The 18,636-nt window shown below is 62.7% G+C and carries 16 protein-coding genes and 3 pseudogenes; 3 read left to right on the forward strand and 16 right to left on the reverse strand.

Annotated features, from left to right (window positions below):
* The first annotated feature begins 217 nt into the window (after positions 1 to 217).
* Complete coding sequence (locus tag AB4Y36_RS23665; RefSeq protein WP_368684263.1) at positions 218 to 2,317, forward strand: protein kinase; 2,100 nt, start codon at positions 218 to 220, stop codon at positions 2,315 to 2,317.
* A gap of 171 nt (positions 2,318 to 2,488) precedes the next feature.
* Here the strand turns inward: AB4Y36_RS23665 and AB4Y36_RS23670 are convergent, their stop codons facing one another.
* The 8 genes and pseudogenes from AB4Y36_RS23670 to AB4Y36_RS23705 form a co-directional block, all read right to left on the reverse strand.
* Entirely contained in the window at positions 2,489 to 3,184 is a 696-nt protein-coding gene (locus AB4Y36_RS23670; RefSeq protein WP_069262242.1) for a phosphatase PAP2 family protein, read from the reverse strand.
* A gap of 278 nt (positions 3,185 to 3,462) precedes the next feature.
* Positions 3,463 to 3,837 carry a DUF1488 family protein gene (locus AB4Y36_RS23675; protein WP_368684264.1) on the reverse strand — a complete coding sequence of 125 codons (375 nt, stop codon included), beginning with the start codon at positions 3,835 to 3,837 and terminating at the stop codon, positions 3,463 to 3,465.
* A 149-nt stretch (positions 3,838 to 3,986) separates the two neighbouring features.
* On the reverse strand, positions 3,987 to 4,484 hold the full coding sequence (locus AB4Y36_RS23680) for a hypothetical protein (RefSeq protein ID WP_141710577.1): 498 nt from the start codon (positions 4,482 to 4,484) through the stop codon (positions 3,987 to 3,989).
* Between the two features lie 576 nt (positions 4,485 to 5,060).
* A pseudogene (locus AB4Y36_RS23685) lies at positions 5,061 to 6,560 on the reverse strand (phospholipase C); the annotation flags it as partial.
* A gap of 68 nt (positions 6,561 to 6,628) precedes the next feature.
* The gene (locus AB4Y36_RS23690) at positions 6,629 to 6,928 is read right to left on the reverse strand and encodes a pentapeptide repeat-containing protein (protein ID WP_368617432.1); all 300 of its coding nucleotides are present in this window, start codon (positions 6,926 to 6,928) and stop codon (positions 6,629 to 6,631) included.
* 4 nt (positions 6,929 to 6,932) lie between these two features.
* Positions 6,933 to 7,859, reverse strand: a complete 927-nt coding sequence (locus tag AB4Y36_RS23695; protein WP_368684265.1) for a pyridoxal-phosphate dependent enzyme — start codon at positions 7,857 to 7,859, stop codon at positions 6,933 to 6,935.
* A 265-nt stretch (positions 7,860 to 8,124) separates the two neighbouring features.
* Complete coding sequence (locus AB4Y36_RS23700) at positions 8,125 to 8,298, reverse strand: hypothetical protein (RefSeq protein WP_176732829.1); 174 nt, start codon at positions 8,296 to 8,298, stop codon at positions 8,125 to 8,127.
* A gap of 441 nt (positions 8,299 to 8,739) precedes the next feature.
* Positions 8,740 to 9,006, reverse strand: a complete 267-nt coding sequence (locus AB4Y36_RS23705; protein ID WP_069262239.1) for a hypothetical protein — start codon at positions 9,004 to 9,006, stop codon at positions 8,740 to 8,742.
* A gap of 121 nt (positions 9,007 to 9,127) precedes the next feature.
* On the opposite strand from AB4Y36_RS23705, the gene AB4Y36_RS23710 reads away from it, so the two are divergent.
* Entirely contained in the window at positions 9,128 to 9,658 is a 531-nt protein-coding gene (locus AB4Y36_RS23710) for an isochorismatase family protein (protein WP_368684266.1), read from the forward strand.
* A 19-nt stretch (positions 9,659 to 9,677) separates the two neighbouring features.
* On the opposite strand, the gene AB4Y36_RS23715 is transcribed toward AB4Y36_RS23710, so the two are convergent.
* From AB4Y36_RS23715 to AB4Y36_RS23725, 3 genes are all read right to left on the reverse strand, one after another.
* Entirely contained in the window at positions 9,678 to 9,818 is a 141-nt protein-coding gene (locus tag AB4Y36_RS23715) for a hypothetical protein (RefSeq protein ID WP_176732828.1), read from the reverse strand.
* A complete protein-coding gene (locus AB4Y36_RS23720; protein WP_368684267.1) occupies positions 9,815 to 11,044 on the reverse strand; it encodes an MFS transporter in 1,230 nt (409 codons plus the stop codon). Before AB4Y36_RS23720 ends, AB4Y36_RS23715 begins: the two co-directional genes overlap by 4 nt.
* A 112-nt stretch (positions 11,045 to 11,156) precedes the next feature.
* On the reverse strand, positions 11,157 to 12,077 hold the full coding sequence (locus AB4Y36_RS23725; protein WP_069262236.1) for a LysR substrate-binding domain-containing protein: 921 nt from the start codon (positions 12,075 to 12,077) through the stop codon (positions 11,157 to 11,159).
* A 95-nt stretch (positions 12,078 to 12,172) separates the two neighbouring features.
* On the opposite strand from AB4Y36_RS23725, the pseudogene AB4Y36_RS23730 reads away from it, so the two are divergent.
* Positions 12,173 to 13,087 (forward strand): annotated as a pseudogene (locus AB4Y36_RS23730) (alpha/beta fold hydrolase); the annotation flags it as partial.
* Here AB4Y36_RS23730 and AB4Y36_RS23735 read toward each other — a convergent pair.
* From AB4Y36_RS23735 to AB4Y36_RS23755, 5 genes and pseudogenes are all read right to left on the reverse strand, one after another.
* Positions 13,030 to 13,968 (reverse strand): DMT family transporter, encoded by a 939-nt coding sequence (locus tag AB4Y36_RS23735; protein ID WP_368684268.1) that lies wholly within the window; start codon positions 13,966 to 13,968, stop codon positions 13,030 to 13,032. The pseudogene AB4Y36_RS23730 and the gene AB4Y36_RS23735 sit on opposite strands and share 58 nt — an antisense overlap.
* Positions 13,969 to 14,106: 138 nt before the next feature.
* Positions 14,107 to 15,480, reverse strand: a complete 1,374-nt coding sequence (locus tag AB4Y36_RS23740; protein ID WP_342948242.1) for an LLM class flavin-dependent oxidoreductase — start codon at positions 15,478 to 15,480, stop codon at positions 14,107 to 14,109.
* 49 nt (positions 15,481 to 15,529) lie between these two features.
* Positions 15,530 to 16,339 (reverse strand): methyltransferase domain-containing protein, encoded by an 810-nt coding sequence (locus AB4Y36_RS23745; protein ID WP_342948241.1) that lies wholly within the window; start codon positions 16,337 to 16,339, stop codon positions 15,530 to 15,532.
* Between the two features lie 170 nt (positions 16,340 to 16,509).
* A pseudogene (locus AB4Y36_RS23750) lies at positions 16,510 to 16,617 on the reverse strand (sugar O-acetyltransferase); the annotation flags it as partial.
* Between the two features lie 34 nt (positions 16,618 to 16,651).
* The gene (locus AB4Y36_RS23755) at positions 16,652 to 18,550 is read right to left on the reverse strand and encodes a potassium transporter Kup (protein ID WP_368684393.1); all 1,899 of its coding nucleotides are present in this window, start codon (positions 18,548 to 18,550) and stop codon (positions 16,652 to 16,654) included.
* Between the last annotated feature and the right edge of the window lie 86 nt (positions 18,551 to 18,636).

Below are 18,636 nucleotides of genomic sequence, written 5' to 3' on the forward strand. Positions count from 1 at the left end.
CTCATCAGACCTTGTTGCATGGTTGCAGGCGCGCGCCGGCTGAGATCACGGTGCGCGCAGGTCCGGCGGCGACTCTGTATGCTTTAAAGATGACGAGACCGCGCTGCAGCGGACTCGACGGGGATCGCGGCCGCAGCTACACGCGGCGCGATCGTGCGCCGGGAACGTGTGACGCAAAGCGCCTCGGCCATCCTGAAGCTGAGTTGAAGGCATACGAATGATGAGCCTTGCGCAGCTGATCCAGACATTCCAGAGCGGGGCGCTCTCACGCGAGGCGTTCTTCGCCGAGATCGACCACGTGCTCGCGGTCGACGCGGCCAATTGCGCTCGCCTGCGCGAAGCGGTGGACGCGACGCAAACGGTCCATCCGCTGCCCGATGCCGTGTATGCCGAGGTCCTGCGCCGCATCGAACATCGCCAGGACAACGCGGCGGCCGTCGACGACTCCACTCGCATTCACGAAGCCCTGGCCGCTGCGCGTAGCGCCACCACAGGTGACGATGCGGACCACGTGAAGGGAATCGGCGATACGCTCAATGGTCGCTTCGTGCTCGAAGAATGTCTGGGTGTGGGTGGCATGGGCACCGTCTACAAGGCGCTCGATTTGCGCAAGCTGGAAGCTTCGGATCGCAAGCCTTATATCGCGATCAAGGTGCTGAACGTGCAGTTCCGCGGCCAGCCGACTTCGCTGATCGCATTGCAGCGTGAAGCCCGCAAGGCGCAAACGCTCGCGCACCGCAATATCGTCACGGTGTACGACTTCGACCGCGACGGGCCGCTCGTCTACCTCACGATGGAATATCTCTCGGGCAAGCCGCTCAGCAAGCTGCTGCGCGCGCCGGGTTTCGCGGGCATGCCATTCGAAAAGGCGCGGCCCATCATTGCCGGGATGGGGCAGGCGTTGGCCTACGCGCACGAGCGCGGCTTCGTGCATTGCGACTTCAAGCCCGCCAATGTTTTCCTCACCGACGGCGGCGATGTGAAAGTGATCGACTTCGGCATTGCGCGTGTGTTCCAGCGGCCCGAAGAAGATCCCGACGTCACTGTGTTCGATCCCGCGACGCTCGGCGGCATCACGCCCGCCTATGCGAGTCCGGAGATGTTCGAGCATCGGGAGCCGGACCCGCGCGACGATGTCTATGCGCTCGCCTGTGTGACCTATGAACTGTTGACTGGCAAGCACCCGTTCAATCGCAAATCGGCCACGCAGGCACGCAGCGACAAGATGCGCGCTGAGCGAGCGCCTGGCCTCGATCGCGGCCAGTGGCGCACCTTGAGCGCGGCGCTTTCGTTTGACCGCGCCTCGCGCACCGCGAGCGTCAATCAGTTTCTCCAGGGCATGGGCGTGCTCAAGCATGCACCGGCGTTCCCGGGCGCGCGGGTTGGCGCCATTGGCGTGGGGGCGGTCGTCGTCGCTGCGGGGTTATGGGTAGGATATCGCGTGCTTTCGGGACATGGGCAAACGGGCGCGAGGCCCTCGATGGCCGCCATGGCGCCCGCTGGCGCGACGAAGGCGGCCTCGGAGGCGCCGGCCTCGCCGGTGCTTGCCGCAGCGCCAGCCGCGGTTGTGGCGAGCATGCCTGCCGCGAGCGGGGTTGCAGTGGTTCCCGCATCGAGTGCGCCGGTGGCCGACGCGGCGTCGATTGTCGCGCTGAACGCGACGCTCGCGCGCATTCCGTGCTCGGCGCTTGCGGCGTCGCTGCCCGAACACGTGGTCCAGGTGCGAGGCTTTGCCAACACGGGCGAGAACATGGCGCACGTTCACGACGCGCTCGCGCAAATGCCCGGAGGGCTAGCCGCGAAACTCGACGTGACCGCGGTGGAGAACCACAACTGTGAAGTCGTGAGCGCGTTCGCGCCATATTGGCGCGCCAACCATCTGGCTGGCGGCGGCGCGACGATCCATACCCGGCCACTCGACGCACGTCTGACGCAGGGCATGCCGCTCATCGTCGATATCACCACGCCGCATTACGAGTCATACGTCAACGTGGATTATTTCGCGCTCGACGGCAGTGTCGTCCATCTGGTTCCCAGCAATGTCGAGCGCGACAATCAGGCGCCGCCCGGCTTCTCGGCGACGGTCGGGGGATCGGGATACTGGCTCGTGGACAAGCCGTTCGGCACGGAGATGATCGTTCTGCTGATCACGCCGGCACCGTTGTTCGATGGGCTGCGTCCGGCTTCGGAGTCTCGCTCGGCTTACCTCGCGGCAGTGGGGCAGCAGTTGAAACAGATGGAAGCACACTACGGCGAAGGGCGTATCGTTGCCGATTTCGTGCAGATCACGACGCACGCGCGCAGTGATGCACAGTAGTGCGAACTAGTGCACTGCGAGGGTCGTCACTCCCCCGTGATTGATTTCATCGCACCGAACGCCCAGCAGATGCGTTGCCATCGAGACGATGCCTGTTGCCATCACCATCGCGAAAGCGGTGGGCGGAAAACCCGGCAGCCAGGATTGGCGTGGACTCGACGCCGGCATCTGTCATGTCGCCGTGTGCCATACCGAATGGGCGAGGCGCAGAAGATCGTCGAATTGTGTGACCAGTTCGAAACAGAGCAGAAAACCGACCGCCGCGACCGGCCCAGGGTAGCGCATGACGTAGCGCATGAAGGGTTTGACCGTGCGCCGTCTCACGGCTCTGCGCGTCATGATCCAGGTGATCACGATGCCGATGAAGGCACCGACGAGCAGATCCGTCGGGTAGTGATAACCCAGGTACGCACGCGGAAAGCAGACAAATGCCGCGACAGACAGAAACGCAAGAATGCCGATGCCTCTCCAGACGAGGAAGATCCCCATTGCCACTGCCGTCCACAGCATCGCGTGATCGCTCGGAAAGGAACTCCAGTGCATCAGCCCGGCAAGCTGTACGGGCGACGAGGCGAAATGCAGATTCAGCCCCGGTGTGAATAGCGGCCGCTCCCTGTACGGCAGAATGCGCGCAAGCAGGCGCCCCACCGCGAGTGCAATCAGGCCGCTCGCCAGCGTGGCGAGTACGATCTCGCGGCGCCAGCCGCGCCGCTCGTGTGGCTGGAACCAGATCCACCACAACAACGGGATCAACAGATAGCCCTTGAACGTGTAGAAGTCGGCAATTACCCCAATGGCGTAATTGACCTGTTGAGGAAGCTGGAGTTGAGTGAGGGCTCCCAGAATGACGGTATCGAAGCTGTTCATTATTGTGGCCATCCCGCTGATGAATTCGTGAGAAGGGCGGTCTCGAACAGAATCCTCAACCGCCTCCGTGCCACATACGCAAGGCATTTTTCATGTTCTTTTCAAGCCAGCGCACACGGTGAAAGCAGTTCGCAGCGGCGAGCTGCTGCGATGCAATCTCATACGTGCGCATATAGCGTGCCTTGGATCACACTGCAGTGCGTCAAGGACCCGGCGGCATTCGTATTCAAGGAAATCAGATCGCGGTGCGCGCCCTCACGTCAACGCACTTCCAGCTTCTAGAGGGGCGATGTCTGTAGGCATGCGCTCGTGATTGCCATCTCGTCGCGTCGGGCAGCTTCCAGGAATTCGCCGTTGTGCCTGATGTCGGCTTCGTTCGTTTCTGGCCTGTATAAGCAGTCTCGCAAGAAAAGCTGGCAGCGTCCAGCAGAGATCCGATGGGGAAGAATTTGTCTTGTGATTGATTCGATCTCCTTCCTATGTGTTGCGAAGGCCGCTAACAGGCCGGCGCGGCCCGAGCGCGCACGAAAATAGTCTTCTAGGGCCTCCGGAGATATTTCGCACATGACCCAAGTGCCGTCGACGACGGCGCGATACCGGATCGTGCCACTCGCGTGGTAGAAGGCTTCTTCATCTGGGAATTGTATAAACACGGTCGCATACCTCTTTGACTGCCGGACCTGCCCTCAGCAACTGGTGTTCCTCGCACGTCTGATGAAGCGCTGAAAGCCTGCATCACGAGTTCGCCGTTTGAATCGAAATCAATTCTCAGTTCGTTCACAGCAAATAATCCCGGACGATGCTAGTTACCCTGATCGGACGACGCGCTGCTGCTGTGGGGAGGCGATAACGGTCCGTAGCGAAGGTGTTGCGCCACCGACATGGGCACCTTGGGCGAGAACATGCCGACGATCGTGAGCGCATAAACGATCGCCGCGACGCCCGCCACAACGCGTACGGGGCGGGCGATCGCTGAATTGCCGAGGCCGATGTTGAGGTAGAACCAGATGCCGAGCAGCGCGAGCAGCAGCAGGCGCGGCATGGGCTTCCAGCCGTCGCGCCCGACTTCGGAGATAGACCAGACGAGTGCCGCGACGAGCGTGAAGAAAACGCTCCAGACGCCCGCCGAGCGGCTTCGCACCATGAGGGTACCCGAGCCGATCAGCGCGAGGCCGGTGACGACGTAGTAGGGCGTGGAACCCATTGCGACGAGCCAGCCGCCAAGCACAGCGAAGGCGGCGCCCACCAGTACCAGGACCTCCCCCGTCTCGGCAGGAGAGGCCTCGTGTCGGTTCGACATAGAAGAGCCCCCGCTCATGCAAATGTCAGGCATCGCGTCGCACAACTCCAAGCGCCGTCAGGGTCTCTGTGGGCCATCCGGCAATCGGCGTACACGGCAACGCGCTTCGCTCGTGTTGCAATCGCCGTACCTTCCCGAGCATCAGAAAATTTGCAAGGGTCCGTGTAAAGGCGAGGGCGTTATTCATTCGATACATAGCGCCACGTTTTTATCTCGGGCTGTGACCGAAGCCACAATCAGACATAGCGCTGATGGCGCGCTGGGGCGCTTGAATGGTAACCAGCAAATGAAGGAGAGACAGATTTGGATTCCAAATCAACCATATGAACTATCGAGAGGCTGAAAACTGAGGGAACGAAGCGACGCGATGCGTTGACATATCTACAAGAAGTCAGTGTAGAAATGGCGCGTACTGCATCGTTTACCCTTGCATTGAATCGAAATCAAAACTGGAATGGTGAGAGCTTTCGAACTCCGCGCTGTCTGGCGCCAGACCTTCGCGGGCCGGTCGACTGGCAGCCCCGTCGGCGGGTCGAGAAACAGCTTGCGCTGCGCGATGTCTTCGTAGCGGCGGCCGAAGTCGAACATGCCCATGATGCTGCCGGCCTTGCTGTCGAACGACCCGCCGCCGATACGTTCTCCGTCGAGCCAGTTGTCTTCGATGAAGCGAACGACCGACGACTGGTCGATCAACGTATGGTCGACGTAATTCTCTTTCGCCCAGGGCGAAATGACGAGAAACGGAATGCGTGCACCCGGGCCGCAGCGGCCGTTCACGGGTTTGCCGTTCACGCCGTCCTGCGCGGAGCCGGTACCGCATTTTCCCTGACCGTTGAGGTGATCGGCGAACGAATCGTATGACGCGCTCGTCGGCGATGCGTACGCGTGGTCGTACCAGCCATCCGAGTCATCCCACGTCACGACGATGGCGGTGCTGGTCCAGTCCGGCTGGCGCTGCAGAAAGTTGACGACCTTCGCGACGAACGCCTGTTCGTCGAGTGGATCCGAATAGCCCGCGTGACCGTCCTGGAAGGCGGGAGCCTTGAGGAAACTCACGGCCGGGAAGTTCCCGGCGCTCACCGCGCCAAAGAAGTCGTCGGAATCGTACTGATGATTGGCGGGGTCCGGGGTCCGGCCATCACGTTCCAGGGTATGCCCGATCGCCTCGATCGAACTCGGGCGTAAATGTTTCGGGTTCGACGTCGACGCGTAGTACTGGAACCAGTTGTGGTGTGGAACGTAGTCCTCCTTGGCAGCACCGACGACCGCCGATAGCGTGCTGCGCCTGCACGCGGTCGTGCCATTGCTGTTCACGGTCTCGAGGTTGAAGCCGCCCATGAAGCCGCCCCACGAAATATTGCGGGCGTTCAGGAGGTCGCCGATGTTTCGACCCGTCATCATGACTGTGTCGCGCTGGCTCGAGCATTGGTCGAAGGCGGGATCGACGTCGTCGATCAGCGTGAAGCCGCCCTGTCCGTCGTTCACGTAGTAGGAGCCCGGGACCGAAGGCTTTTTCGTCGTCAGCACGGGCCTCACGCCGTTGGTTTGACCCGAGACCACCTCCAGCGCGCCTGGCGTCGACGGGCCATAGGTCGACGACCAGGCATTGTCGCTCATCGCGAATCGCTGCGCGTAATTCCATAGCGCGGTGACCGTGTTGCCGTCGTAATAGCCCATGACCTCGCCATTGTTTCCGGACCCGCCGTCCCGGTCGCTCTTACCTTTGCCCGTGTACTTCGGGAACAGATCGACGGCGCCGTTGTCGTAGGCTTGCTGTTCTGCCGCATAGGCGTGATCCTGGTCGGCGGTCGCAGCTTGCGTACGGTCGATGCGGAACGGGTTCGCTGCGCCCGCGCCATTGGCCGGATTCGTGGCATTCGGATTTCTGGAGAGGAGAGGTCCAGAGAGGCCGTTCACCGCGGGCGTACCGGGCAGTGCGTTGAACGCCGGTTCGTCTGAAGGATTTGCCGCATGCGGATAGGTGGCAAAGTAGTGATCAAACGAGACATTCTCTCCATAGATCACGACCAGGTGCTTGATCGGAGTGGCAGTATGAAGGTCGTTCGGCCGATTCATGTGCTGGTCGTCATTTGCACCCCATGCAATGTGTAATGAGAATGCCGCGGCTATGAGCAAACCAAGCGCTAGATGACGCCAGTGCATGTCGAGCTCCTGTAAGTTGCGTTCCTCGTAGCGCAATGGGAGTTCCCGGCTGACGTTGCCGCGGCGATCGCAAGCGAGGGCCAGCTCGCGCTGGCCCTCGCCGGGTTACAACACGCGCAGGCCGCGAGATGCTGGAGCACATTGGAGAGTCGAAAGCCGCTTAGGTCTACAGACCGTAGGTCCGCGCCATCAAGGCGGCTGTCGCGTAACTGTGCGTTGCGCAGGCTGCCGCTTCGAACACGGCGCCGCGAAGATCCGATCGTTTCCGCCGCTGCGGGCACCAGGTCATCGGCTATCTGCCTCGCTTGCCCACGCGCGTATCTGATCGATGGTGGCCGTCGCGCCGCCGCATACGACAACCAGAATATTCCGGTATTTGGCCAACGCGGGATGCCTCTCGTAGGCGACGGACAGCGCTGCGCCGCAGGCCGGCTCAACCAGAATGCGGTGATCCGCAAGAAAGCGCTCGCAGGCAGCGAGTGCGCTGGAGTCCGATACGACGAGACTGTGGACAGGGTGCTCGCGCACGCAGCGCAAGGCCTGCTCGCACACCCGCTTGGCGCCGAGCGAAGTGGCGACGCTGGAGATACAGGGCAATGCCACCGTATGACCCGCCTCGACAGCGGCATGAAGCGAAGCGGCGCCATCGGTTTCGACGGCCAACACCGGCACGTCGTGCCAATGATTGCGCTGGAGGCCTTCCACGACGCCACAAAGCAGGCCGCCGCCGCCAACGGAAAGCACGATGGCATCGGGTTTGAAGCGGGCCTGGGCAACTTCATCGATCATCGAGGCATGGCCGTGCCACAGCAGTGGATCGTCGAAGGGATGCAGAAACGCGTCCGTCGCGCCCAGCAAGGTCAGCGCGAACTGGTTGGCCTCTTGCCAGGAACTGCCGTGCACCACGACCTCTGCAGCTTCCAGGCGGAGCAACTCCCTGGCGCGTTCCGTCGTCGTTTCCGGCACCACGACAAGCACGGGAATGCCCAGGCGCCGGCCCGCATAAGCCACGGCAAGACCCGCATTTCCCCCGGACGACGATACGAAACGCTGCGCGCCACGGCTTTGGTGAACGGCGCAAGCGTGGCCGATGCCCCGGATCTTGAACGATCCACATGGCTGCAAGGCGTCGAGCTTGAGCCACACGGATTGTTCACCAGGGACGCTCAAGGCGCGCGACTCCACCAACGGGGTTTCAAAGTGCAGATGCATTGCAATGGGCTTCCAGGATTGCGATCGGACCAACCGTTCTTCTGCTGATCCTAAAGAGGAAGAGAAGAGTCTGGCTTGTAAGATATTGACGCGTCAGGCGAGCGAAGGCCAAACGCGTGACGGAACGCCCTGTTGAAATGACTTTGATCGTAAAACCCGACGCCTTGGGCACGCTTGTGAGCGAAAGTCACGAGTTTTGCCGGTCCTGGTTTTGCCGTGTGAGGCGCCGTCAGTCTGCACACACCCGTGACTCGCCCGTGTATGGCTACGTCGACCGGTCGCGATTGCGCGCGCGCGTGGCGCCCGTGATCACCGCGACGCCGAGCAGTATCACCGCCACGATCTCGATGATGTGCACCGCAACATGCAGCGCCATCAATGCCCACGCCACGCCGCCAATGAAAATGATCCATCCGATCAGATAGATGAGCAGGGTCATCGTTCTTCTCCTTGTGGTTTCGGCCTGGGTGCAGTGCAAACAGCGCCATTGGCGAAAGAGCGGTCCCCGCCTTTCACCGGGCGAAAAAGGTCGAAGCACATTGCGCGCCTGACTTCGCCATGGCGCGCGGAGCAGCTGGCGCTGATAAATCGACCCGCATTATAAGGATGCCGAACGGATTTGATCATGCAGGTCGCGCATGCGGTAGCCGAACGCACGCAAGGCGTAGCGTCACCCGCGCCGTCGCTGCGTGCGTTGTTGTGCTCCGCGCTGACAGCGCAGGATGGTGTGCCGAAAAGGTTTGCTAACCAACCATACCGGCAGTTCTGATATACGGACGGACGCGGACGGCAAGTCGCGCCTCAGAAGCCTGCTGCTTCCAGCAGGCTTCTATCCGGGCAACGACAGCAGACCGTTTGGCAGGAACGGCGCGCGGGCTAGTTAGTGCCCATGCGCCTCGCGGAAACCGGCGTCCTTTTCGAGTCGGCGGCCGTGGCTACCGACGTGGAATCCCGCTGAGATCACAAACAGGACTCCGGCGAAAGGCCAGATATAGATTGCCAGCGAGAAGCAAACCCAAATCGCTTCCTGTGGCGGATACGCCTGGAGTGCCCAGACAAGACAGGCAACTGGCAACAGCATCAGACACACCGCCGACCGGGTGAGAAAGGTGGCGGCTTTTGCTTTCTTTAGCGTCTCTGCTTGCATGCCTGGCTCCATAGGGAATGGCATTGGGACATAGAGTCGCACGGTGACCATTTGTCGCATACTTAGTAATATCCCTGACAGGTGCCATTTTCCGCACTGCAATCTCCGAATAGGATGCGTGATGCTGCATAGCCTTTCCGAATCGATCGTAGTTCTTATCGACTTGCAAGTGAGACTGATGCCGGCGATTCACGACAGCGAATCCGTTGTCGCTCAAGCCATTCGGCTTGGGCGGATTGCTCGGGGTCTCGATGTTCCGGTCATCGGGACAGAACAGAATCCGGGCGCACTCGGCGACAACTCGCCGGAAATAAAGGACCTGTGCGCGAGAACTGTTGCAAAGCACCATTTCGACGCCACCGCGGATGGTCTGTTTGAAGCGCTGCCTGAAGGGCGAACCCGAGCCATCGTCGCGGGATGCGAGGCGCATGTCTGCGTATTGCAGACAGCGATGGGTTTGCTGCAGCGCGGTCTATCGGTCACTGTCGTTACTGACGCGACAGGCTCGCGGAAACTCGCCGACAAAGAGGCGGCCATTGCGCGGCTGTACAAAGCGGGCGCTGAAGTGGCGACGGTCGAGATGGTCGCGTTCGAATGGCTGCGCTCGTGCCAGCACCCGCGCTTTCGCGACATACTGCAGTTGATCAAGTAAGCGGCTACCAGCGGCGCGCTCATCTGCAAAACGCGGCGCCGGTGAGCAAGGCAAGCATCGTCGAAGGCGCGAGATACTCGACGAACGTCCAGACAATAAGCGTTACGAACGAAACGGCCAGCATGACCTGCATGATGCGCCAGGCCACGACCTCGCTCACGAAGGTTGGCCGGCGATCATGGCGCGCTGCACGACCCGCTCGTCGTCGATCGGCAAGTGCATCAATCCCGCGATGACGCCAAGCGCAATCGAGCCCTGCCAGAGCAGGCCGTAGCTATGCGTCGCGTCGAACACCACGCCGCCCAGCCAGACGCCGAAGAAGCTCCCGATCTGATGCCCGAGAAATACGAAGCCGAAGAGCGTCGAGATATAGCGCACGCCGAACATCTGCGAAACGATCCCGCTCGTCAGCGGCACGGTGCCGAGCCACATGAAGCCCATCGCGAACGCGAACACGTAAAGCGTGAGGGGCGATAGGGGCAAGGCGAGGAACAGCGCCATTACGCCCGCCCGTGCGAAGTAGATCGCCGAGAGCAGATACTTGCGCCGCAGAAACCCCCCTGCGTAACCGCAGAGAAACGTGCCTGCCGTGTTGGCCAGCGCAATCAGCGCGAGCGCCAGGCTCGCTTCGCGCGCGCTCATGCCCTTGTCGAGCAAATACGCCGGCAGGTGCGCGCCGATGAACGCAAGCTGGAAGCCACACGACAAAAAGCCCACATTGAGCAGCCAGAAGCCGCGATGCGCGAACGCCTTTCCGAGCGCTCGGCGCAGGGTGTCGTGCGTATCGATCGCGCCGCTACGCTGCAGCGGCCGATCGCGCAGCCATGCCGCGAGCGGCGCGCTGGCGAGCATCAAGGCGGCGAGCACGAGAATGGCCGTGACCCAGCCGAATCTGCCGATCATCCCTTGAGTGAGCGGCACGATGCAGAACTGGCCCAGGCCGCCGAACATCCCCGCCACGCTCAGCGCCCAGCTGCGCTGGTCGGCTGCAAAGAGCCGCGAGAGCGCGCCATAGACGGCGCCGAAAGCCGTTCCGGACAATGCCACGCCGAGCACCACGCCCACGCCAAACGTGTAGACGCCAGGCGTCGCGCTCAATGCCATCATCGCGAGGCCGAGCGCGTAGAGCAGGGCGCCCGCGAAGATCACACGTGCGGAGCCGAAGCGGTCGGAGATCATGCCCGTGAGCGGCTGTGCAACGCCCCACAGCAGGTTTTGCAGCGCGAGCGCGAGGCCGAACGTCTCGCGCGACCAGCCGCGCTCGAGCGTGACGGGCAACAGAAAAAGCCCTTGCACGTTGCGCACGCCGAGCGCCGCACCCATCACGACGCCACCTGCGATCACGAGCAGCCAGCGGCGGCGCCATGCGTCGTCCATCCCGGTCATCGTTCGCCTCCTCGCACTGGGCGCTTCGCTGTTGCGCAGCGTGGTGCCTAGTAGAGCGCGGGAAAGCGGGCTGGCTCAAGTGAGTTTTCGGCACGCTTCGCATGCGTGCCGCTCATGCGACATGGTTTTGGCGAGCCTGATCGACGATCCAGTCGATGACGGCGCGCACGTCGTCGCGCGGCGCTTCGTCGGCCTGATGCAGCCAGTAGGCATAGCCAGTCGGACCCTCGGCGCGCGCATTGCCGATGGCGGCGAGCCTGCCGTCGGCAAGCAGCGGTTGCACGAGGGCAAGGCGCCCGAGCGCGATACCGCGGCCGGCGGTGGCGGCCTGAATGACCTGGTCGTACTGGTTAAAACGCAGCACGCCGCGAAGCGGAGCGCCGTCGAGGCCGCGCGCGCCCAGATGATCCGCCCAGCGCAGCATCGGGCGGCGCACGCCCTCGAATTCGAGCAGCACGTGGCGCGCGAGCGTGGCCGCGTCGAGCTTCTTCACGTTCAACGAAGGATGCGCGACTGGCAATACGTATTCGTCGTAGAGATGCACAGCGCGATTGGCTGCCTCCGGCGCGATGCGGGCCGGCGCGTAGCGCAGGGCGAGATCGATGCCTTCTGCGCGCAGATCGAGCACCTTCTCTGAGGTCGCAAGGCGCAGATCGATATCGGGAAGCTGGCGTTGCAACTCGCCGATGCGCGGCAGCAGCCACAGTCCTGCAATGCCGATGCTGGCGGTGATCGTCACCGGCTGACGTGCTTGGGGCGCGGCCAGCGCGCCGACGATTTCCTGCATCTGCTGCACCGCGCCGTCCGCAACGCGCAGCAGGCGCTCGCCCTCCGCTGTGAGCGCGATCGAACGATAGCCGCGGCTGAAGAGGCGCACGCCTAGCGCTTCTTCAAGCGCGGCGATCTGGCGGCTCACGGCGGATTGCGTCACGCACAGGTCGTCGGCGGCGAGCGTGATGCTCATGCGCCGGCCCACCGCGACGAAACCGCGAATGAGGTCGAGAGGAGGGAGTTTCACGAGCGGCACTGACATGCGTTTTCCTCATGCGAAAGCTGCGCAAAGATTGATTGATGCAGCGGGCAAGGTCAAGTGAAATCGATACTCCGGATTCTTCAGGGAGCACGCTCATGGATTCAGCCGATCCAGCCGAGGCACGTCCCATCGCTGTCGCCATCACTGCTGCCGATGGCTTTACGCTTCGCGCATATGTGTGGCGTCGTCACGCGCCGCCGAACGCGGACGCGTCGCGTCCGGTGGTCATCGTCAATTCGGCGACGTCGGTGCGCTGCCACTACTATTTCCGCTTTGCCGCATGGCTGCACCAGCAGGGTTTCGACGTGCTGGTCTACGACTACCGTGGCATTGGCGGCTCGCAGCCCGTCGCGCTCGCCACGCTCGATGCGAGCTGGCTGGAATGGGGAGAGCGCGATTTCGAAGCGGTGCTGCGCTACGCAAGAAGCCTGTTCCCTGGGCAGCCGATCGATGTCGTGGGGCATAGCATTGGCGGCTTCCTGATCGGGCTCGCGCCGTCGAATCATCTCATTCGACGCGTCTTCACCGTCGGCACGCAATACGCGTATTGGCGAGACTACGCGCCGCGCTGCATGCCGCTCATGCTCTGGAAATGGCATGTCGTGATGCCGGTTTTGACCGGCCTGATGGGCTATTTCCCCGCATCGTGGTTCGGATGGATGGAGGACACGCCGCGCGGCGTCGCGAGGATATGGAGCCGGGGCCGCGCCCGCTTTGAAGACACGCTCACCGACGGGGCGCTCGCACGCACGCCCGAGCAGCGCATGGACATCGTCGCTCGTTTCGGCAACATGCGTGCGCCGATTCTCGCCGTGAGCTTCCACGACGATCCGTTCGGCACGATTCGCGCGATCGAACGCGCGCTGTGTTATTTCACACAGAGCCTGTCGACGCATGTACGCATCGCGCCCGCGTCAATTGGCGAGCGCAGCATCGGACATTTCGCGTTTTTTCACTCGCGATTCGAGCGCAGCCTGTGGCCGCTCGCGCGGGATTGGCTGGCCGATGGCAGCGTCATCGCGATGACTCCGGCAACGACGCACCCGAGCCCCAGCCACGCCGAGGTCGAAAGCGATTCACCGAGCCACGCAATGCCTATCGCCACGCCGATCGGCACGCGCAAATAGGCCTGCGCCGTCGTGCCGACCGAGCCGAGCGTCTGGACGAGCCGGAAGTAGATGACGAACGCGATCGCCGTGGAGAAGACGGCGAGTGCGATCAGCGCTGCGATCGATTGCAACGACGGATGAAGCGTCCACGGGCGGTCTAAGGCCAGGCTCACGGGGACCAGCAGTATCGCACCGACGATGAGAGACCCCGCAGCGGGTGCGGCCGGCGCGAGTCCCTTGAACGAACGGCCGTAGATCGCCGCGCCGGCGTAGCAAACCGTCGCGGCGACGATCGCCAGCTGCGCAACGAGTTGCTGGCCGAGTCCTTCGAATGCACTCACGCCGACCACGAGGCATATGCCAGCGAGACCCGCGGCGACGCCGAACAGCTTGCGCGCGTTGACCGGTTCGTGGCGGGTAATCAGCCACGTGCCGAGGAACGCCATGACAGGCGAGGTCGAGTTGAGGATGGTCGCCAGACCGGCTTCCACCGAACGCTCGGCCCATGCGATCAAGGTAAAGGGAATCACGCTATTGAGCAGCGCCTGCACGGCGAAGCGACGCCACACGGCCGGGTCTCGCGGTACCGGAATGCGCTGCCACAGCATCCAGAACAGAAGGAGCGTTCCGGCAATCGACGTTCTCGCGGCGATGAGCGTCAACGGCGGGATGGTCGTCACGCCGACTCGAATGAACGTATAGGACGCGCCCCACAGCGTGGAAAGTGCGAGGAGCAAAAGCAGGTCGAGTCCGGCCGATTTGCTCGCGGTCGATGTTTGCATGCTGGGCGGTCGATTTCACGCGGACGCGGTGAGATTACGGGCCACGCTCCAGGGATAGAGCGCGTATCGACAGTATGCGGGCATCTTCGGTGCGAATATTTCGGCCTGGCGTGAAATGTGGATTGTCGATGAACGGAATCAGGAAGCGACGCGCAATGCGTCTTCGCGCTGCGTGGCGTAGCGGTTCGCGGGACGAGGCAGGCCAAGATGCTCGCGCAATGTGCGCCCCGTATATTCCGTGCGAAAAAGTCCGCGACGCTGCAATTCGGGCACCACGTACTGCACGAACTCGTCGAGGCCGCCAGGCAGCCAGGGCGACATGATATTGAAGCCGTCGGCGCCTTCCTCCTCGTACCATTGCTGAAGCTGGTCCGCAATGCTTTGCGGCGTGCCGATCACCTGTTGATGCCCGCGCGCGCCCGCAATGCGCAGATAGAGATCGCGTATGGTGAGGTTGTCGCGCCGCGCGAGATCGAGCAGCAAGCGTTGCCGGCTCTTGCCGCCGTTGGTTTCCGGCAGGTCGGGCACGGGGCCATCCACGGGATATTGCGAGAGGTCGAGGCCGCCCGACATGTTCGCGAGCAGCTGCAGTCCCACGCTCGGATGGATCAGCGCCTGCAACGCGTCGAACTTCTCCTGCGCTTCTTCCTGCGTGCGGCCGATCACGGGGAAAATGCCCGGCATGATCTTGAGATGCTCGGGGCGGCGGCCGTAACGCGCGAGCCGCCCTTTCACGTCGCGATAGAACTGCCTGGCTTCATCGAGCGTTTGATGCGCGACGAAAATCACTTCGGCGGTTTGCGCCGCGAGTTCCCTGCCGGCTTCCGAGGCGCCCGCCTGCACCACGACGGGCCAGCCTTGAGGCGAACGCGCGACGTTGAGCGGGCCGCGCACCTTGAAGTGCTTGCCGCGATAGTCCAGCGTGTGCAGCTTCTGCGGGTCGAAGTAGAGGCCGCTTGCCTTGTCGCGAATGAAGGCGTCGTCTTCCCAGCTGTCCCAAAGCCCGGAAACCACGTCGTAGAACTCTTTCGCGCGCTCGTAGCGCAAGGCGTGATCGAGATGCTTGTCGAGGCTGAAGTTGTGCGCTTCGGTTTCGGTGCTCGACGTCACGAGATTCCAGCCCGAGCGGCCGCCGCTCAGATAATCGAGCGAAGCGAATTTGCGGGCTACGTTATAGGGCTCGTTGAACGAGGTCGACACCGTGGCGATGAGCCCGATGTGCTTCGTGACCACCGATAGTGCGGAGAGCAGCGTGATCGGCTCGAAATGATCGGCGCGCGCGGTGCGCGAGAGCGAAGGCACATGGGTGTCGCGCACGCTCACGCTATCGGCGAAAAAGACGGCGTCGAATTTGGCGCGCTCGGCCGTTTGCGCCAGCTCGGCGTAGTGCGCGAAGTCGAGGCCGCCGGCTGCGTGTGCATCGGGGTGACGCCACGCGGCGATATGGTGGCCCGTCTCCATCAGGAAGGCGCCGAGGCTCAATTGTCCCGCGCGTCGCGGTGCTGCGCTCATGTGTGCTCCTCGAATGTGGTTGGCGTTCGCTACGGAATGGAAGGCAGATTCAATGCGCGAGCGGCTTGTGCGCCGTGGCGATGATCATGCGCCGCGTGAGCGCATAGCCACGCGCGTTGCGATGGGGTTCGAGCGCGCCCGCGAGCCGTGCGCGTACGCGTGCGATGTCGTCGGGCGTGAGCGAGGCGAGGAAATTGCCGAACGAACTGGACCGGCTAAAGGCGAGCACATCGTCGACGTTGTCGAAAGTGTCGCCGAAGGTGCGGATCTCGTTGTGCGTCACGTCGAAGCCGGCGCCCTGGAGCAGCGCTGCCGAGCGCTCGCGCGTGAGTTTGTTCGGCGCGCCGATTCCAGCGCGCTGCCATTCGGGCTCGCCCGCAAATAGCGCGCGCAGCACGACATGCAGGTCGTGTGGCGCTTCTTCGGGCATGGTCGTGAAGCCGATCCGGCCGCCTGGCTTGAGCACGCGCCACGCTTCGCGCAGCGCTTGCGCCTGATCCGGGATCCAGTGAATCACGCTGTTGAAATACACCACGTCGTAGTGCGCATCGGGCACCGTTTCCAGCGCTTCGGCGCGGCCGACGCGCGCGGCGAAGCGGCCCTGCGCGCGTTCGAGCGCGCGCTGCACGCGCAGCGGCAACGGATCGAGCCCGAGCACTTCGCCGTGTTCGCCCACGCGCTGCGCCGCCGATTCGGTGAGACGGCCCGTGCCGCAACCCACGTCGAGCACGCGTTCGCCTTCACGCAAGCCGAGCACGTCGAGCAGTTGCAGACCGTGATGAAACTGGCGAATGCCAAGCCGGTCGTATTCTTCGACGAGCGTGGCGGAATCGAGCTGAAGGCTGGGCGCGTTCGACATATCGTGGTCCTGACCAAAGTTTGGCAGGGCCATTCTTGCCGATCGGTTATCTCACCACAAACAAGCAATTGAGCTATTCATAGTAGCGCGAGCGCGTTCGCGACGATTGCGCTGCTACAGCGGATTTTCAAACTGAGGGGGCAGTTCGTTACGCTCGTCGGTGGCAATCCCCGGTTGATCCTGGCCGTGATCGCCATCGCCCGTTTGAGGTTGGCCGTCATGGCCGCGGATTCCGGCGTTCGTCTGGCAATTATCGTGGTACGGTCGTCGTTCGCCATGCGTCGTTTTTCTCGAGATACGCCGGATCGTGCCTCAGAGGTTGATCTGTCCACCCATCTCGACAACCCGGTTCGCGGGGAGGCTGTAGTATTCGGCCGCCTGCGCTGCGTTGCGCGCCATGAACGCGAACAGCTTCTCGCGCCATAGCGACATGCCTTTGCTCTGTGCCGTTGCGAGGATCGTGTCGCGGGCCAGGAAGAACGACGTGGCCGCGGGTTCGTACTGCCACGTAGGTATCTGCTTCTGCACGAGCAGGAGCAGTGCCGGCACGTTGGGCATTTCCATGAAGCCGTGACGCGCGGCGACCGCATAGCAACCGTGCCCAAGATCGCTCACCGAGACTTTTTCGCTTTCGGGCACGTGCGGAACGTTCTCGGTCGTGCCGGCCAGAAAGATATTGGTCTCGTGCATCACGCCGTTATGCTTGAGATTGTGCAGGAACGCGCTCGGCGTCATGCCGGGCACGCCGCCTGGAAACACTGCCGTACCGCCCACGCGGGGAGGCGGGTGCGATCCATCGCACAAGGAGTGAATGAATGCCGGAAGCGGCAGGTTGTCGCTTTTCACGCGCTCGACGACCATCTCCCGCCCGCGATGCCATGTCGTCATGATAGTGAACAGCGCGCCGCCCGCCAGCAGCGGGAACCATCCGCCATCGAGGACCTTGCTCGCATTGCTCGCGACGAATATCGCATCCACGACGGCCAGCGGCCCGATCACTGCCAGCGTAGCGACCGGTTTCCAGTTCCACAGGCAGTGGGTGATGAAGTACATGAGCAGCGTCGTGAGCAGCATCGTCGAGGCGACGGCAATGCCATAAGCGGCCGCGAGATTATCGGAAGACCGGAAGAACACGACGAGGAATACGACCGCCGCATAGAGCGAGATGTTGATGAACGGCACGTAGACCTGACCGACTTCGTGTGTCGAAGTGTGGACGACGGGGATGCGGGGCAGCAACCCGAGCTGGACAGCCTGCTTCGTCATGGAAAACGCGCCGGAAATGACGGCCTGCGAAGCGATGATCGTCGCCGCGGTTGCCAGCAGAACCAGCGGAAGCAATGCCCGGTCCGGCGCCTGGGAGAAGAATGGCTGCGTGAGCGCCGAAGGCTTCGACAGCACGAGCGCGGCCTGGCCAAAGTAGTTGAGGATGAGGCTCGGCAGCACGAGCAGCAGCCACGCGAGCCGGATCGGCGTCTTGCCGAAGTGTCCCATGTCCGCGTAAAGCGCTTCGCCGCCCGTCAACGCAAGGAACACAGAGCCGAGGACGACGAATGCCGTGCCGGGTGCATGTGCGATGAAGCTCAGGGCGTAAGACGGCGATGCGCCGCGCAAAATGCCGGGGTTGTGTGCGATATGAGCGACGCCGAGTACGGCAAGCGTCAGGAACCAGACGATCATGACCGGCCCGAAGACTTTTCCGACCGTGGCCGTGCCGTGTTTTTGAAGCTTGAACAGGCCGGTCAGGATCACGAGCGAGATCGGCACGACCCACGCGGCCAGATGAGGATCCACGAGTTCGACGCCTTCCACTGCCGAGATGACCGAAATCGCCGGCGTGATCATCGAGTCGCCGTAAAACATCGCGGCGCCGAATACGCCGAGCGTCAGCAGCACGGTGCGCAGGCGCACGGGCGCCACACGAGCGGCCAGCGCCGTGAGCGCCAGAATGCCGCCTTCGCGGTCATTGTCCGCCCGCATGACGAAGCTCACGTATTTGAGCGTCACGACAATGATGATCGACCAGAGGATCAGCGAAACGATCCCGAATACGTTGGTCTGGCTAATTCCGCCGGCGGCTTTCAGGCATTCGCGCAGTGTGTAGAGCGGGCTGGTTCCGATGTCGCCGAAAACCACCCCTATGGCGCCCAGAATCAGGGCGGCGGGGGCGTCAGTAGTTTGACTGGATGAACGCGCAGATATAGAGGCCATGGGTAAGGAAAATGAAAATCGACGTCCCTCGGGACAGGCTGCGGAGCACAAACGTCAGGCCTGGCGGCTCCCGACTCGCACGCTAC

Origin of the sequence: Paraburkholderia sp. BR10936 (assembly GCF_040965735.1) — a bacterium.
GTDB lineage: Bacteria > Pseudomonadota > Gammaproteobacteria > Burkholderiales > Burkholderiaceae > Paraburkholderia > Paraburkholderia nodosa_A.

Excerpts from the sequence above, each read along its gene's own strand:
- AB4Y36_RS23665 (WP_368684263.1), top strand. The coding sequence starts at position 218 with ATGATGAGCCTTGCGCAGCTGATCCAGACATTCCAGAGCGGGGCGCTC.
- AB4Y36_RS23670 (WP_069262242.1), bottom strand. The coding sequence starts at position 3,184 with ATGAACAGCTTCGATACCGTCATTCTGGGAGCCCTCACTCAACTCCAG.
- AB4Y36_RS23680 (WP_141710577.1), bottom strand. The coding sequence starts at position 4,484 with ATGTCGAACCGACACGAGGCCTCTCCTGCCGAGACGGGGGAGGTCCTG.
- AB4Y36_RS23695 (WP_368684265.1), bottom strand. The coding sequence starts at position 7,859 with ATGCATCTGCACTTTGAAACCCCGTTGGTGGAGTCGCGCGCCTTGAGC.
- AB4Y36_RS23700 (WP_176732829.1), bottom strand. The coding sequence starts at position 8,298 with ATGACCCTGCTCATCTATCTGATCGGATGGATCATTTTCATTGGCGGC.
- AB4Y36_RS23705 (WP_069262239.1), bottom strand. The coding sequence starts at position 9,006 with ATGCAAGCAGAGACGCTAAAGAAAGCAAAAGCCGCCACCTTTCTCACC.
- AB4Y36_RS23710 (WP_368684266.1), top strand. The coding sequence starts at position 9,128 with ATGCTGCATAGCCTTTCCGAATCGATCGTAGTTCTTATCGACTTGCAA.
- AB4Y36_RS23720 (WP_368684267.1), bottom strand. The coding sequence starts at position 11,044 with ATGACCGGGATGGACGACGCATGGCGCCGCCGCTGGCTGCTCGTGATC.
- AB4Y36_RS23725 (WP_069262236.1), bottom strand. The coding sequence starts at position 12,077 with ATGTCAGTGCCGCTCGTGAAACTCCCTCCTCTCGACCTCATTCGCGGT.
- AB4Y36_RS23735 (WP_368684268.1), bottom strand. The coding sequence starts at position 13,968 with ATGCAAACATCGACCGCGAGCAAATCGGCCGGACTCGACCTGCTTTTG.
- AB4Y36_RS23740 (WP_342948242.1), bottom strand. The coding sequence starts at position 15,480 with ATGAGCGCAGCACCGCGACGCGCGGGACAATTGAGCCTCGGCGCCTTC.
- AB4Y36_RS23745 (WP_342948241.1), bottom strand. The coding sequence starts at position 16,339 with ATGTCGAACGCGCCCAGCCTTCAGCTCGATTCCGCCACGCTCGTCGAA.
- AB4Y36_RS23755 (WP_368684393.1), bottom strand. The coding sequence starts at position 18,550 with ATGGCCTCTATATCTGCGCGTTCATCCAGTCAAACTACTGACGCCCCC.